At 64.1% G+C, this 13,776-nt stretch carries 17 protein-coding genes; 12 read left to right on the top strand and 5 right to left on the bottom strand.

Going from position 1 to position 13,776, the window contains the following annotated elements; genetic code table 11:
• Nucleotides 1–3 precede the first annotated feature (3 nt).
• The 6 genes from BW970_RS01350 (at nucleotide 4) to BW970_RS01325 (ending at nucleotide 5,066) form a co-directional block, all read left to right on the top strand.
• Entirely contained in the window at nucleotides 4–375 is a 372-nt protein-coding gene (locus BW970_RS01350) for a hypothetical protein (RefSeq protein ID WP_076527943.1), read from the top strand.
• Complete coding sequence (locus BW970_RS01345) at nucleotides 375–1,385, top strand: branched-chain amino acid ABC transporter permease (RefSeq protein ID WP_076529135.1); 1,011 nt, start codon at nucleotides 375–377, stop codon at nucleotides 1,383–1,385. The genes BW970_RS01350 and BW970_RS01345 overlap by 1 nt, the downstream gene beginning before the upstream one ends.
• Nucleotides 1,382–2,686: a branched-chain amino acid ABC transporter permease gene (locus BW970_RS01340; RefSeq protein ID WP_144038841.1), complete on the top strand. Its 1,305-nt coding sequence runs from the start codon at nucleotides 1,382–1,384 to the stop codon at nucleotides 2,684–2,686. Before BW970_RS01345 ends, BW970_RS01340 begins: the two co-directional genes overlap by 4 nt.
• Before the next feature lie 93 nt (nucleotides 2,687–2,779).
• Entirely contained in the window at nucleotides 2,780–3,670 is an 891-nt protein-coding gene (locus tag BW970_RS01335) for a PfkB family carbohydrate kinase (RefSeq protein ID WP_188475507.1), read from the top strand.
• The gene (locus BW970_RS01330; RefSeq protein ID WP_076527939.1) at nucleotides 3,667–4,590 is read left to right on the top strand and encodes a pseudouridine-5'-phosphate glycosidase; all 924 of its coding nucleotides are present in this window, start codon (nucleotides 3,667–3,669) and stop codon (nucleotides 4,588–4,590) included. The genes BW970_RS01335 and BW970_RS01330 overlap by 4 nt, the downstream gene beginning before the upstream one ends.
• A gap of 176 nt (nucleotides 4,591–4,766) precedes the next feature.
• Nucleotides 4,767–5,066, top strand: coding sequence for an ArsR/SmtB family transcription factor (locus BW970_RS01325; RefSeq protein WP_229740441.1), 300 nt, complete (start codon nucleotides 4,767–4,769; stop codon nucleotides 5,064–5,066).
• 66 nt (nucleotides 5,067–5,132) lie between these two features.
• On the opposite strand, the gene infC is transcribed toward BW970_RS01325, so the two are convergent.
• On the bottom strand, nucleotides 5,133–5,621 hold the full coding sequence (gene infC, locus BW970_RS01320) for a translation initiation factor IF-3 (protein WP_229740421.1): 489 nt from the start codon (nucleotides 5,619–5,621) through the stop codon (nucleotides 5,133–5,135).
• Nucleotides 5,622–5,853: 232 nt separating this feature from the next.
• Between infC and BW970_RS20690 the strand changes: the two genes are divergently transcribed.
• From BW970_RS20690 to BW970_RS01300, 4 genes are all read left to right on the top strand, one after another.
• Nucleotides 5,854–6,444, top strand: coding sequence for a hypothetical protein (locus tag BW970_RS20690; RefSeq protein ID WP_076527933.1), 591 nt, complete (start codon nucleotides 5,854–5,856; stop codon nucleotides 6,442–6,444).
• A gap of 146 nt (nucleotides 6,445–6,590) precedes the next feature.
• Nucleotides 6,591–8,390: a translation elongation factor 4 gene (lepA, locus tag BW970_RS01310; RefSeq protein ID WP_076527931.1), complete on the top strand. Its 1,800-nt coding sequence runs from the start codon at nucleotides 6,591–6,593 to the stop codon at nucleotides 8,388–8,390.
• A 90-nt stretch (nucleotides 8,391–8,480) separates the two neighbouring features.
• Nucleotides 8,481–8,885, top strand: coding sequence for a hypothetical protein (locus tag BW970_RS01305; RefSeq protein WP_076527929.1), 405 nt, complete (start codon nucleotides 8,481–8,483; stop codon nucleotides 8,883–8,885).
• Between the two features lie 103 nt (nucleotides 8,886–8,988).
• The gene (locus BW970_RS01300) at nucleotides 8,989–9,285 is read left to right on the top strand and encodes a hypothetical protein (RefSeq protein ID WP_076527927.1); all 297 of its coding nucleotides are present in this window, start codon (nucleotides 8,989–8,991) and stop codon (nucleotides 9,283–9,285) included.
• A gap of 8 nt (nucleotides 9,286–9,293) precedes the next feature.
• Here the strand turns inward: BW970_RS01300 and BW970_RS01295 are convergent, their stop codons facing one another.
• The 4 genes from BW970_RS01295 to BW970_RS01280 all read right to left on the bottom strand — a co-directional run bounded on the left by BW970_RS01295 (nucleotide 9,294) and on the right by BW970_RS01280 (nucleotide 11,894).
• Nucleotides 9,294–9,611, bottom strand: a complete 318-nt coding sequence (locus tag BW970_RS01295; RefSeq protein ID WP_076529133.1) for an antibiotic biosynthesis monooxygenase family protein — start codon at nucleotides 9,609–9,611, stop codon at nucleotides 9,294–9,296.
• A 44-nt stretch (nucleotides 9,612–9,655) separates the two neighbouring features.
• Nucleotides 9,656–10,024 (bottom strand): YbaN family protein, encoded by a 369-nt coding sequence (locus tag BW970_RS01290; protein WP_076527925.1) that lies wholly within the window; start codon nucleotides 10,022–10,024, stop codon nucleotides 9,656–9,658.
• 87 nt (nucleotides 10,025–10,111) lie between these two features.
• Nucleotides 10,112–10,690 carry a 16S rRNA (guanine(966)-N(2))-methyltransferase RsmD gene (rsmD, locus tag BW970_RS01285; protein ID WP_076527924.1) on the bottom strand — a complete coding sequence of 193 codons (579 nt, stop codon included), beginning with the start codon at nucleotides 10,688–10,690 and terminating at the stop codon, nucleotides 10,112–10,114.
• Nucleotides 10,691–10,694: 4 nt separating this feature from the next.
• On the bottom strand, nucleotides 10,695–11,894 hold the full coding sequence (locus tag BW970_RS01280) for an NAD(P)/FAD-dependent oxidoreductase (RefSeq protein ID WP_076527922.1): 1,200 nt from the start codon (nucleotides 11,892–11,894) through the stop codon (nucleotides 10,695–10,697).
• Between the two features lie 77 nt (nucleotides 11,895–11,971).
• Here BW970_RS01280 and BW970_RS01275 point away from each other — a divergent pair, with 77 nt between their 5' ends.
• On the top strand, nucleotides 11,972–12,457 hold the full coding sequence (locus BW970_RS01275) for a peroxiredoxin (RefSeq protein ID WP_076527920.1): 486 nt from the start codon (nucleotides 11,972–11,974) through the stop codon (nucleotides 12,455–12,457).
• A 105-nt stretch (nucleotides 12,458–12,562) separates the two neighbouring features.
• On the top strand, nucleotides 12,563–13,726 hold the full coding sequence (locus BW970_RS01270; protein ID WP_076527918.1) for an alpha-hydroxy acid oxidase: 1,164 nt from the start codon (nucleotides 12,563–12,565) through the stop codon (nucleotides 13,724–13,726).
• Nucleotides 13,727–13,776: the final 50 nt, after the last annotated feature.

Raw genomic sequence — 13,776 nt, 5'->3', positions numbered from 1 at the left:
GGGATGCGTTCCTTGATCCTGACCCCGATCCTGCTGGCCGCCCTGCCCGTGCAGGCCGCCGACTATGCCTGTGGCGTGACGCTGCTGTGCAAGGGCGCAACGGCGCGGATGTCCTGTGTCGAGCTGTCCGGCCCTGCGGCGATCATGCTGACGATCCCCGAAACGGGCGAGGGCCGGATCGCCGCCAACGGCGCCGAGGCACCGCTGAGCATCGACCGGCGCGACGCCGCCAGCCTGTCGCTGTCCTATCGCAACACGCCGGATTCGGCTCTGACCTTGTTGCGGCTTGTCCCGGCAACCGGGCGGATGCAGTCGGCGCAGTTGGCCGAGGATGGCCCGGAACTGGCCGAATTTACCTGCAAGGAGGCCGGATGATGGACGTTCTGAATGCCATCGTGGCGCTGCTGAACTTTGTGGTCATTCCAGGCGCGGCCTATGGCGCGCAACTGGCGCTGGGGGCGCTGGGGGTGACGCTGGTTTACGGCATCCTGCGGTTTTCCAACTTTGCCCATGGCGATACCATGGCCTTTGGCACGGCGGCGACCATTCTGGTGACCTGGCTGCTGATGGGCGCTGGCATCACCTTTGGGCCCTTGCCCACGGCGCTGCTGGCGCTGCCCTTCGGGATCGGACTCACGGCACTACTGGTGCTGGGCACCGACCGGCTGATCTATCGCTTCTACCGCCGGGTCAAGGCCGCGCCGGTGGTGCTGGTGATGGTGTCGATGGGCGTGATGTTCGTGATGAACGGTGTCACGCGCTTTGTCATCGGGGTGGATGAGATCAACTTTGCCGATGGCGGGCGGTTCCTGATTACCGCGCGCGAGTTCCGCGACATGACCGGCCTTCAGGAAGGGCTGGCGATCCGCACCACGCAGGTGATCACCCTGGTCGTCGCGGTGATTGCCGTGGCGCTGCTGTTCTGGTTCCTCAACCGTACCCGCACGGGCAAATCCATGCGGGCGTTTTCCGACAACGAGGATCTGGCGCTGTTGTCCGGGATCAACCCCGAGCGTGTGGTGGCCGTGACCTGGATCCTCGTGGCCGCGCTGGCGACCACCGCAGGGGTGCTGTACGGGCTGGACAAGAGCTTCAAGGCGTTCACCTATTTCCAGTTGCTGCTGCCGATCTTTGCCAGCGCCGTCGTGGGCGGCCTGGGCAACCCGCTGGGCGCCATTGCAGGCGGGTTCGTCATCGCCTTTTCCGAAGTCACCGTGACCTATGCCTGGAAAAAGGTCGCCACCTATGTCCTGCCGGACAGTCTGGCTCCGGACGGATTGCTGCAACTGATGGGGACCGATTACAAATTCGCCGTCAGCTTTGCCATTCTGGTCATCGTGCTGCTGTTCAAGCCCACCGGCATCTTCAAGGGGAAAGCGATATGAGCGTGAACTGGCGCAATATCGGGCTGTTTGGTGCGCTTGCCGTCCTGTACGGGGCCACCGCCTGGATCTATGGCTGGAACCTGACACTGGCGATCCTGAACATGGGACTGGTCAGCGCCATCATGGCGCTGGGGGTCAACATGCAATGGGGCTATGCGGGCCTGTTCAACATCGGGATCATGGGTTTCGTCGCGCTTGGCGGGCTGGCTGCCGTGCTGATCTCGATGCCGCCCGTGACCGAGGCATGGGCCGCAGGCGGGGTGCGGATCCTGCTGGGGCTGGCGGTTGGCGCGGCCTCGCTGGTGGCGGCGGTGCTGGTCTGGTCGCGCATGGCGCCGGGGCGGCTGCGCGGCGTGGTGCTGGTCGCGGTGCTGATCGTCGGGTTCGTGCTGTATTCGACGGTCTTTGATCCGGCGGTCATGGCGGTCGAGCGCACGAACCCCTCGGCCACCGGCTATCTGGGCGGGCTTGGCCTGCCCATCCTGCTGGCCTGGCCCGCAGGCGGCGTCCTGGCGGCCGGTGCGGCCTGGCTGATCGGCAAGACGGCGCTGGGGCTGCGCTCGGACTATCTGGCGATTGCCACGCTGGGCATTTCCGAGATTGTCATCGCCGTGTTGAAGAACGAGGACTGGCTGTCGCGCGGGGTCAAGAACGTGACCGGCCTGCCCCGTCCGGTGCCGTATGAGATCAACCTTCAACAGACCCCCGGCTTTGTCGCCTGGGCGCAGGAGTGGGGGTTCGATCTGGCCACGGCTTCGTCCATCGTCGTCAAGCTGTGCTATGCGGGCTTGTTCATCGTCGTGCTGCTGGTGCTGATCTGGCTGGTAGAGACCGCCTGGCGCAGCCCCTGGGGGCGGATGATGCGCGCGATCCGCGACAACGAAGTGTCGGCCGAGGCGATGGGCAAGGACGTCACGCGGCGCCATCTGCAAATCTTCGTGCTGGGATCGGCGGTCTGTGGTGTCGCAGGGGCGATGATGACCACGCTGGACGGCCAGTTGACCCCGTCGAGCTATCAGCCGCTGCGCTTCACCTTTCTGGTCTGGGTGATGGTGATCGTCGGCGGCTCTGGCAACAACTGGGGGTCGGTGCTGGGCGGAATGCTGATCTGGTGGCTGTGGATCATGGTGGAACCGATCGGGCAGAACCTGTTCGCGGTGCTGACGGCATGGCTGCCTGACGGGTCGTGGCTGAAAGGCCATCTGCGCGATGCCGCCGCCCATATGCGGTTGCTGACCATGGGCGTCATCATGCTGTTGGTGCTGCGCTTCAGCCCGCGAGGATTGATCCCGGAGCGGTGATCGCCTAAGGGGGGCGCCTGCCCCCCCCGAGGCGGCCCCGCGGCCGCCTCTGCCCCCGTGGGGATACCTGGATCAAAGCGAAGGAGCGATGCGTTGCAGCCTGTGGGTCTTGATGTGCTGTGCATCGGTTCCGTGTTGTGGGACGTGATCGGCCGCTCTGCGGCGGTGATGCGGGTGGGGTCGGATGTGCCGGGGCGGATCACCCGATTGCCCGGCGGCGTGGCCTTGAACATCGGAATGATGCTGGCGCGGTTCGGGATGCGGCCTGCGCTGTTGTCCTGTATCGGTCGGGACCGGCAGGGCGACGAACTGGTCGCGGCCTGTGGCACGCTGGGGCTGGACACGAGGCTGGTCTATCGGTCGGACGATCTGCCGACGGACCGCTATATGGCGATAGAGGGGGCCAATGGCCTGATCGCCGCGATCGCCGATGCCCATTCGCTGGAGGCAGCGGGCGCACGTATCCTGCGCCCGTTCGAAGACGGGCGGCTGGCCAGTCCCTACCGGGGGCTGGTGGCGCTGGATGGCAATCTGACGCTGGCGCTGCTGTCCGAGATTGCCGACTCGCCAGTGTTTGCCGGGGCCGATCTGCGTGTGGCACCGGCAAGCCCCGGCAAGGCGGACCGGCTGCGGCCACTGATCGGGCATCCCGGTGTGACGCTTTATGTCAACCTTGAAGAGGCCGGGCTGTTGTGCCAGGTGGACTTTCCCGATGCCGCCTCTGCCGCCGAGGGCGTGGTGGCCCGCGGGGCGGCGCGGGCCGTGGTCACGGATGGCGGCCGCACCGCAGCCGAGGCAACGCGCGGGGCGCAGACCCTGACAGGGGCGCCGCCGCCGGTCATGGTCACGCGCGTCACCGGGGCGGGCGACACCTTCATGGCGGCCCATATGGCCGCCGAGGCCCGTGGCGCCAGCCGCCACGAGGCACTGGCCGAGGCGCTGCAACGCGCCGCGATTTACGTTTCTGGAGACATCGGACCATGACCCTGCCCTTGATCCTTTCGCCCGAGGTCGCTGCGGCGCTGGCCGGGGGCCGCGCGGTGGTTGCGCTGGAATCGACCATCATCACGCATGGAATGCCCTATCCCGCCAATGTCGAAACCGCGCGGGCCGTCGAGGCCGAGGTGCGCAAGGGCGGCGCCGTGCCCGCGACCATCGCCATCCTGCAAGGCGCGATCCGCGTGGGGCTGGATGACGCCACGCTGGAGACGCTGGGACAGGCGCAGCATGTCCGCAAGCTGAGCCGTGCCGATCTGGCCCATTGCCTTGTGACCGGAGAAACCGGCGCCACCACGGTGGCCGCCACCATGATCTGTGCCCACCTTGCCGGAATCGGCGTGTTTGCGACCGGCGGTATCGGCGGGGTGCATCGGGGCGCCGAAACCAGCTTTGACATCTCTGCCGATCTGGCAGAGCTGGGGGCAACCCCTGTCACCGTTGTGGCCGCCGGGGCCAAGGCCATTCTGGACCTGCCCAAGACCCTTGAGGTGCTGGAAACCTTCGGGGTGCCCGTCATCGCCTATGGGCAGGACGATTTCCCCGCCTTCTGGTCGCGGTCCTCGGGGATCAAGGCGCCGATGCGGGCGGATGATCCCGCAACCATTGCCGCCGCGCATCGGATGCGGGCGCGGCTGGGGCTTCCGGGAGGGCAGCTTGTGGCCAATCCGATCCCGGCCGAGGCCGAGGTACCGATGGCGATCATCGGCCCCGCCATCGAAACCGCACTGGCCGAAGCGCAGGCCCAGGGCATTGCCGCCAAGGATGTGACGCCGTTCCTGCTTGGCCGTATCGTGGAACTGACCGCGGGCCGCTCGTTGCACTCCAACACCGAACTGGTCTTGAACAACGCGCGTCTTGGAGCCGCGATTGCGATTGCGCTGGCCGATCAGGCGGACGCCCTGTGAACCGATGCCACAGGCCCCCGGTTTTTTGGCCTGGCCCTGTAAAATAAGCCGACCGCATGTTATATGCGGTGAAAGCGTATACGCATGGATGTTACCGGAGGGATCGGGCGATGGACCTGGGGTCCACAAAGCCGCAAGAGCAAACTGTCGAGGCTGACGAAGCCGGATGCACGGGGATGCCCGCCAACGAGATGGAGGCGAACGCCAAGGCCGCCGCCACCTTTTTGAAGGCGCTGGCGCATGAGGGCCGGCTGATGATTCTGTGCCATCTGTCGGCTGGCGAAAAGTCGGTGACAGAGCTGGAGAATCTGCTGGACAGCCGTCAGGCCGCAGTCAGCCAGCAGCTTGCGCGTCTGCGCATGGAGGGGCTGGTATCCTGTCGGCGCGAGGGCAAGGCGATCTATTATTCGCTGCATGACCCCAAGGTGCAGCGCACCATCGCGCTGGTCTATGACATGTTCTGCGAACCGGCCTGAGCACAGCGAAAAGGCCCCATCCTTGCGGAAGGGGCCTGAACGTGCGGTTCTGCGTCGGGCTGCGGATTACCGCGGGCCGATCATCATGACCATCTGGCGGCCTTCGAGCTTGGGCATCGATTCGATCTTGCCCAAGGCGTTCACGTCCGCCGCCACACGATTCAGCAGATCCATGCCAAGCTGCTGGTGTGCCATTTCCCTGCCGCGAAAGCGCAGGGTAATCTTCACCTTGTCGCCTTCTTCAAGGAACTTGAGCACAGACCGCATCTTGACCTGGTAATCGTGATCGTCCGTGCCGGGACGGAACTTGATTTCCTTGATCTCGATGATCTTCTGCTTCTTGCGCGCTTCGGCCTCGCGCTTTTGTTGTTCGTACTTGAACTTGCCGAAGTCCATGATCTTGCAGACCGGCGGTTCGGCGTTGGGCGAGATCTCCACGAGGTCAAGCCCCGCTTCCTCTGCCATCATCATGGCGCGTGCGGGAGTGACGACGCCGACGTTTTCGCCGTTCGCCCCGATCAGGCGAATCTCCGGTGCGCGGATGCGATCGTTCACGCGCGGCCCCGTGTCGCGTTGCGGCGGGGCATTGTGTGGTCTGCGGGCTATGGCCTTGCTCCTTGGTCATGGATAATATCGCGCAAAATAGTCTTGCAAACGCATCTGTTCAACCCGATTTCCTGCGGATGTGGCCGCACATGTGACGCTGCGGCGCGGCAATTCCCCTTTATTTTGCCGCTGTGCTCTGTCACTGGCCCAATCATCGACTGTCACAGGGTAGGAGACCCATATGAACAAGTCCGTCATCATTGGCGCCGTCCTCGTTCTGGCCGCTGCGGGAGCTTACTACCAGTTCAGCTACGTTCCGGCACAGCAAGCCGCCGAACAAGCCGCTCAGGAGGCTGTAGCCAGGGCCGCAGCCGAGAAGAAGGCTGCTGAAGACGCGGCCAAGGCCGCCGAAGAAGCCGCAGCGCAAGAGGCGGCCAAAGCGGCTGCCGAAGCAGAAGAGGCCGCCAAGGCCGCCGCAGAGAAAGCCGAAGCCGAAGCCGCTGCGGCCGAAGAGGCCGCCAAGGCCGCTGCAACCGAAGCCGCCGCTGAACAGGCCGCCACCGAAGCCGCCGCCGCCGCACGCGCGGCAGCGCAAACCGCAACCGAAGCCGCAACCGCTGCCGCAGACTCGGCGCGGGAGGGACTGCGCAGCTTCGTCGAATCGCTCGATCCGGCAAATTTCGACGCCGACCGGGTTCTTGCGACGCTTGAGGCCGCAGAGATCGACGACGCGACCAAGACCACGCTGAAGACCTTGGTCGAGGCCGCCAAGGCAAGCCCCGCACTTGCCGAAACCGCCATCGCCCGCATCAAGGATGCGCTGGCGCAATAAACGGCCCGCCATTGGCCCACCGGGGGCGTCGCGCAGAGATGCGCGGCGCCCCTTTCGATGGGCACCGCCCCCCCATGGAAAACCAATCTGCCGAGGCCGCGCATCCCCCCTTCCCGGCTGCGAAACGGCAGGCTATACGAGCCGCCATGACCGACCTGAACCTCATCCGCAACTTCTCCATCGTGGCGCATATCGACCACGGCAAATCCACGCTTGCCGACCGGCTGATCCAGTCGACAGGCACGGTGGCAGACCGTGACATGAAGGAGCAGTTGCTCGATTCGATGGATATCGAACGGGAACGCGGCATCACGATCAAGGCCAACTCCGTCCGCATCGACTACAAGGCGAAGGATGGGCAGACCTATGTGCTGAACCTGATCGACACGCCCGGCCACGTCGATTTTGCCTATGAGGTCAGCCGCTCGATGCGCGCGGTCGAAGGTTCGCTTCTGGTGGTGGATGCCAGCCAGGGGGTCGAGGCGCAGACACTGGCCAACGTCTATCAGGCGCTGGATGCCGGCCATGAAATCGTGCCGGTGCTGAACAAGATCGACCTGCCGGCCGCCGACCCCGACCGGGTGAAGGAAAACATCGAGGATGTGATCGGCCTGGATGCCTCGGATTCGGTGATGATCTCGGCCAAGACCGGCCTTGGCATTCCCGATGTGCTGGAAGCCATCGTCACCCGACTGCCCGCGCCCAAGGGCGACCGAAACGCGCCCTTGAAGGCGATGCTGGTGGATAGCTGGTACGACCCCTATCTGGGCGTTGTCGTGATGATCCGCGTCATGGACGGCGTGATCAAGAAGGGCGACCGCATCAAGATGATGCAGACCGGCGCCGTCTATGGCATCGACCGTCTGGCCGTGCTGCGGCCCAAGATGTCGGACTGGCCCGAACTGGGGCCCGGCGAGATCGGCGTCTTTACCGCCAGCATCAAGCAGGTGCGCGATACCCGCGTCGGCGACACGATCACCCATGAACGCAAACCCTGCGACCAGCCCCTGCCCGGTTTCAAACCTGCGCAGCCAGTGGTGTTCTGCGGGTTGTTCCCGGTCGATGCCAACGATTTCGAGGCGTTGCGCGACGCCATCGAAAAGCTGGCACTAAACGATGCCAGCTTCAGCTATGAGATGGAAACCTCGGCCGCGCTCGGCTTTGGCTTTCGCTGTGGCTTCCTGGGCCTGCTGCACCTTGAGGTGATCCGCGACCGGCTGGAACGCGAATATGATCTGGACTTGATCACGACCGCCCCGTCGGTGGTCTACCATGTCTACATGCGTGACGGGTCGATGGTGGAATTGCACAACCCCGCCGACATGCCCGACCTGACCTATGTGGATCACCTGGAAGAGCCGCGCATCAAGGCCACCATCATGGTGCCGGACGAATACCTGGGCGATATCCTGAAACTGTGCCAGGATCGCCGGGGCATCCAGCAGAACCTGACCTATGCGGGCAGCCGCGCGATGGTGGAATATGATCTGCCGCTGAACGAGGTGGTGTTCGATTTCTACGACCGGCTGAAATCCGTCACCAAGGGCTATGCCAGCTTTGACTATCAGATCACCGGCTACCGCGAGGATTACCTTGTGAAAATGTCGATCCTGGTCAATGACGAGCCGGTGGACGCGCTGTCGATGATGGTGCACCGCGACCGCGCCGAAATGCGCGGCCGGGCCATGGTGGAAAAGCTCAAGGAGCTGATCCCCCGCCACATGTTCAAGATCCCGATTCAGGCCGCCATCGGTGGCCGCGTGATCGCCCGCGAAACCCTGTCCGCCATGCGCAAGGACGTGACGGCCAAATGTTATGGCGGCGATGCGACGCGCAAACGCAAGCTGCTGGACAAGCAAAAGGCCGGCAAAAAGAAGATGCGCCAGTTCGGCAAGGTGGAAATCCCGCAGGAAGCGTTTATTAACGCGCTGAAGATGGATTCCTGAGGCAGCGCAGAATATTGTTGTCTGATACGTTGCACTTGCTCACGAAATCGTGTGATATCCTTCGAAGTGGGATTCGGAGGAACTATATCTATGAAAACTACCCTCTCTAAATTTATAGGAATTGCATCACTATTCGTGTTGGCAAGCTGTGCTGAGACAAGTGTTCAGCCCATGTCAAAAGATACCTTCAAGGTTCAAACCCACGCTGCTCCCGCTTGCGGCCCCACTGGCGCTAGAAACTTGGCATTCAAAGCGGCGGCGATTGAAGTCATCCGCAAGGGTGGTGACAAATTTGTCATCGTAAATGATAGCACCGGCAGCGGTTTGCAGGGCGATTTCTTCTCTGGTTTCAATCAGAATTTCAACCAAGGTATGGTCGTAAGGATCATCCCAGAAGGATCGCGCGAGGCATCAAATGCTCTGTCAGCGCGCGAAGTTCTTGGAGCAAGCTGGCAGGAGACTGTTTCTAAAGGTGTTCCAAACACTTGCAGCTAGGTGACGACCAAGCATCCGACAAAATTAAGGCGCACAACCGTGCGCCTTAATCATTTATTTACTAACGTTGATCAATCTGGTCGTGGCAACAGGAGCCTGTTCTATGGTCAAATACTCTTTCCTCATAGTCCTTGTACTTGCAGCCTGCGGTGCACAGCCTGCACCTGAGTTCTTTGGGGCAGAGCGATATGAAACCTCACGCGATGGCCGCGACTACACCATCTTCAAGAAGGCGAACCGTTTCGAGGTTATAAGGCTCGGCTACGTTGCACGTGGCGACCATGACCGCATCCGGGAGACAATGTTGGAGGTGGTCGAGAGCATTACAAAATGCCGGATAAAACCCAACACAATTCAAGGCGACAGTGGCGAAATGCGTGGCTCGCTGAACTGTAGCTGATGCCCCCCTCAATACGCCCCCGCCACCTCGTACATCACCGGCTCGAAGGTCTTGCACAGCGTGGTGATATGGGCGTTGCGCTTGCGCATTTCGGGGGTGCGCAGCATGGCCTGGTAATCCTCTCGGCGGTCCCAGCGGGAATAGTTGCAGATGCGGGTGCGCGCGTCGTTGATATGCAGCGCCGCCCCCACGAACCCCGGCTGGTTCGAGATCACCTCGGCATAGGCGGCTTCCAATGCCTCCAGCAGGTCAAAGGCATGGGCCGGGCTGGTCTCGAAGGTGGTGATGACGGTCTGTCCCTTAAACTCTGTGTCGATCTGCGGCATGGTGCATCCTCCCGGCCCGATGGTGCCAGAAACGCGCGGGAAAATCATCCTTTCCCGGCAGGTCCGTCAGGGCGGGTCAGAAGGAAGGTGCACACCGCCAGCAACACAACGCCCTGCACTGCCAGAATCTCCCACCGCAGCCCCATGGCCAGGCTCAGGCCAAAGGCGGCGGCCATGGCGATCACCCCCGACCATTTGGCACGCGGGGGAATGGCGCCGTGTTCGGCCCAGTTGTGGATCATCGGGCCAAAGGTGCGATGGGCCAGCAACCAGTCGTGCAACTGCGGCGAAGAGCGGGCAAAGCAATAGGCCGCCAGCAGCACGAAGGGTGTCGTGGGCAGCAGCGGCAGCACGATACCCGCGCCCCCGAGTGTCAGCGACAGCCCGCCCGACAGGAACCAGAACATGCGCATCACCCACCCCCCTGACGGGGATTTAGGACGAACCGCGACGCATGACCAGCCCGGCAGGCCGCGTCACAGGATCGCGCGCCGTCCGTGTCAGCGCCCACCCCCATCCTCCGACGCCCTGGCCAGTGTGACCAGCGTATCGCCATAGCGGCGTTGATCCAGCAATTCGATCCCGGACGGCAGGGCCGGCGGCTGGCTTTCCTCCCAGACGATCAGCGCGCCGGGGGCCAGCCAACCGCCCGCGATGGCCGAGTCCATGGCCGCCTCGCCCAAGCCCATGCCATAGGGCGGGTCCAGAAAGACCAGCCCATAGCCCGGCCCCCGGTTTGGCCCCAGCCGGGTGGCATCGCGGCGCCAGACATCGGTCACGCCCATGGCGCGCATCTTTTCGATGTTCCGGCGCAGCAGCGCACGCGCAGCGGTGCCATCGTCGACAAAGGCAACGCGGGCCGCGCCACGGCTCAGCGCCTCCAGCCCCAGGGCGCCGGTTCCGGCGAACAGGTCCAGCACACGGGCATCCTGGACCGGATTTCCATAGCCGCCATTCAGGATCAGGTTGAAGATCGCCTCGCGCACGCGGTCGGTGGTGGGGCGCAGATGTGCCGCCGGATCGCCTGCGCCGACATCGGCCAGTTGCAGCCCGCGCGACTTGCCAGAGATGATGCGCATCGGTCTATCCCATCAGGCTTTTGAGATCGGCCGAGGGGTCGGCCACCAGCGCCGGGTCGGCACTGCGCCCCGCCTCGATCAATCGCCGCCCGATCATGAAGGCACGCGCATCGTTCATGGCATCCACGGCCAGCAGCCGGTCGCCCGCATAATACCAATGCGACCGTGCGGCACCGCCATCGCGCACCACCACCCGGTCATAGCCGGTGTTCAGCCCGGCAATCTGCAACTTCACGTCGTACTGGTCCGACCAGAACCACGGCTTTGGCACATAGGATGTGCCTGCGCCCAGCATGTTTTCCGCAACCCGTTCGGCCATGTCGATGGCATTGGGCACGCTTTCCAGCCGCAGCCGCCCGCCGCCATGGGGAAAGCTGGCGCAATCGCCCGCCGCCCAGACGCCGGGGGCAGAGGTGCGGCCCTGATCGTCACAGGCAATGCCATTGTCCAGCGCCAGCCCCGAGGCTTCGGCCAGCGCGGTGTCCGGCAGGATGCCAACCCCGATGATGGCAAAGTCACAGGCGATATGCCCGCCGTCCGTCAGATCGGCCCCCGTCACCCGCCCTTGGCCTGTCAAACGCGAAAGCGACGTACCTTCAAGGAGTTCGACGCCATGGTTCATGTGAAGGGCGCGGAACCAGTCGGCGGTTTCCGGGGCGGCCACCCGTTGCAGGATGCGCGGCGCCGCCTCGATCAACGTCACCTTCAGCCCCTTTTTCGCGGCCACCGCCGCCGCCTCCAGCCCGATGTAGCCGCCCCCCACGATCAGCACCCGGCGACCGGCGACGAATTCGGGCGCCATGCCATCCACATCGCTCAGGCTCCGCACATAGTGCACGCCCGGCAGGTCGCCCCCCATCGCGGCAGGCAAGCGGCGCACCCGCGCGCCGGTGGTCAGCGCAACTTGATCCCAGTGCACCACCTTGTCGCCATGGGTCAGGGTCTGTGCCGTGGTGTCCAGCGCCGTCACCTCCGCCCCCGTCAGCAGCCGGATATCCTGCGCCGCCCAGAAATCGGGCGCGCGCAGCAACAGGCGGTCCAGCGGCATTTCGCCCAGCAGATAGCCCTTGGACAGCGGCGGGCGTTGATAGGGGGCCGTGGTCTCGGCGCCGATCAACGTCACCGGGCCTGTGTGCCCCAGCGCCCGAAGCCGCGCGGCAAGGGCCGCCCCGGCCTGTCCGGCCCCGATGATGGCGATATGCATGTCTGCCCCCTCTGGTCGCGTTCGCGCCAAGAGCCTATATCGGCTGTGAAGCCGAACACAACGCGCGAGGAGACGACATGACCATTTCTGCAGGTGACATGCTGCCCGACGGAACCCTGATCAAGCTGGGGCCGAACGGGCCCGAGGGCGCTTCGGTCTCTGGGCTGACCAAGGGCCGCAAGGTGGTGATCTTTGCCGTGCCCGGCGCCTTCACCCCGACCTGCCATTCCGCCCATGTTCCCAGCTTCATGCGCACCAAGGAGGGTTTCCAGGCAAAGGGCGTGGACGAGATCGTCTGCGTTTCGGTCAATGACCCCTTCGTGATGAAAGCCTGGGGCGAGGCTACGGGCGCCGCGGGTGCGGGCATCACCATGCTGGCCGATTCCGGCGACTGGACCAAAGCCTTGGGAATGAACTTCGACGCCCCACCGGCGGGGTTGATAGGGCGGTCCAAGCGCTATGCGATGTATGTTGTCGATGGCAAGATCGAGAAGCTGCATCTCGAAGCGTCGCCCGGCCAGTGCGAAATCTCGGGCGGCGAGGCGCTGCTGGCGGAAATCTGATCCGGTCCCGACCGGCGAGACGGCGCGAGGGGACTCCTCGCGCCTTTTTCATTGCGGGAACATGGTCAGATTGGTAAGCGAAAATTACCAGTTCAGGAGCCAGCCATGCCCGTCATCACCTGCATCGACGACCTCAAGCGCCTGCACAAGGCGCGCACACCGAAGATGTTCTACGATTATGCGGAATCGGGCAGCTGGACCGAACAGACCTTCCGCGAGAATACCACCGATTTCGCCCAGATCCGTCTGCGCCAGAAGGTGGCGGTAGACATGACGAACCGCTCGACCCGCACCACGATGATCGGGCAAGACATTGCCATGCCGGTGGCGCTGGCCCCCGTGGGCCTGACCGGGATGCAGCACGCCGATGGCGAGATCCTGGCCGCCCGCGCAGCGGCACGGTTCGGCGTGCCCTTTACCCTGTCCACCATGTCGATCTGTTCCATCGAGGATGTGGCGGCCCACAGCCCCGCGCCGTTCTGGTTCCAGCTCTACGTCATGCGCGACGAGGATTTCGTGCGTCGGCTGATCGAGCGCGCCAAGGCCGCGAACTGTTCGGCACTGGTGCTGACGCTGGATCTGCAAATCCTTGGCCAACGGCACAAGGATCTGAAGAACGGGCTGTCGGCGCCGCCAAAGCTGACGCCCGCGACGATTGCCGATCTGGCGACGCGCTGGCGCTGGGGCCTGGGAATGCTGGGGACGAAACGGCGGTTCTTCGGCAATATCGTCGGTCATGCCAAGGGGGTGGCCGATGCCAGTTCGCTGTCGAGCTGGACGGCAGAGCAGTTCGACCCGCAACTGGACTGGGGCAAGATCGCCAAGCTGAAGGAGATGTGGGGCGGCAAGCTGATCCTGAAAGGCATCCTGGATGCTGACGATGCCCGCAAGGCGGCCGAGGTCGGGGCCGATGCCATAGTGGTGTCGAACCATGGCGGGCGGCAACTGGACGGGGCGCTGTCCTCGATCCGCATGTTGCCGCAGATCGTCGATGCGGTGGGCGACCGGGTGGAGATCCACCTCGACAGCGGGATCCGCTCGGGCCAGGACGTGCTGAAGGCGCTGGCGCTGGGGGCGCGCTCTACCTACATCGGGCGGGCGTTCCTCCATGGCCTTGGTGCGATGGGCGAGGCCGGGGTCACGGCGGCGCTGGAGGTGATCCGCAAGGAGTTGGATGTGTCCATGGCCCTGTGTGGCGAACGCGATGCGCACAACCTCGGGCGGCACAACCTGTTGATCCCCGAGGGGTTCTTTACCCGCTATTCCTGACCGCCCCCAGGGGGCAGGCCGCAGGATGGGGGCCCCATGGGGGGACGCGC

It is taken from the genome of Gemmobacter megaterium (assembly GCF_900156815.1).
GTDB lineage: Bacteria > Pseudomonadota > Alphaproteobacteria > Rhodobacterales > Rhodobacteraceae > Wagnerdoeblera > Wagnerdoeblera megaterium.
This window is presented reverse-complemented; position numbering and strand designations above follow the sequence as displayed.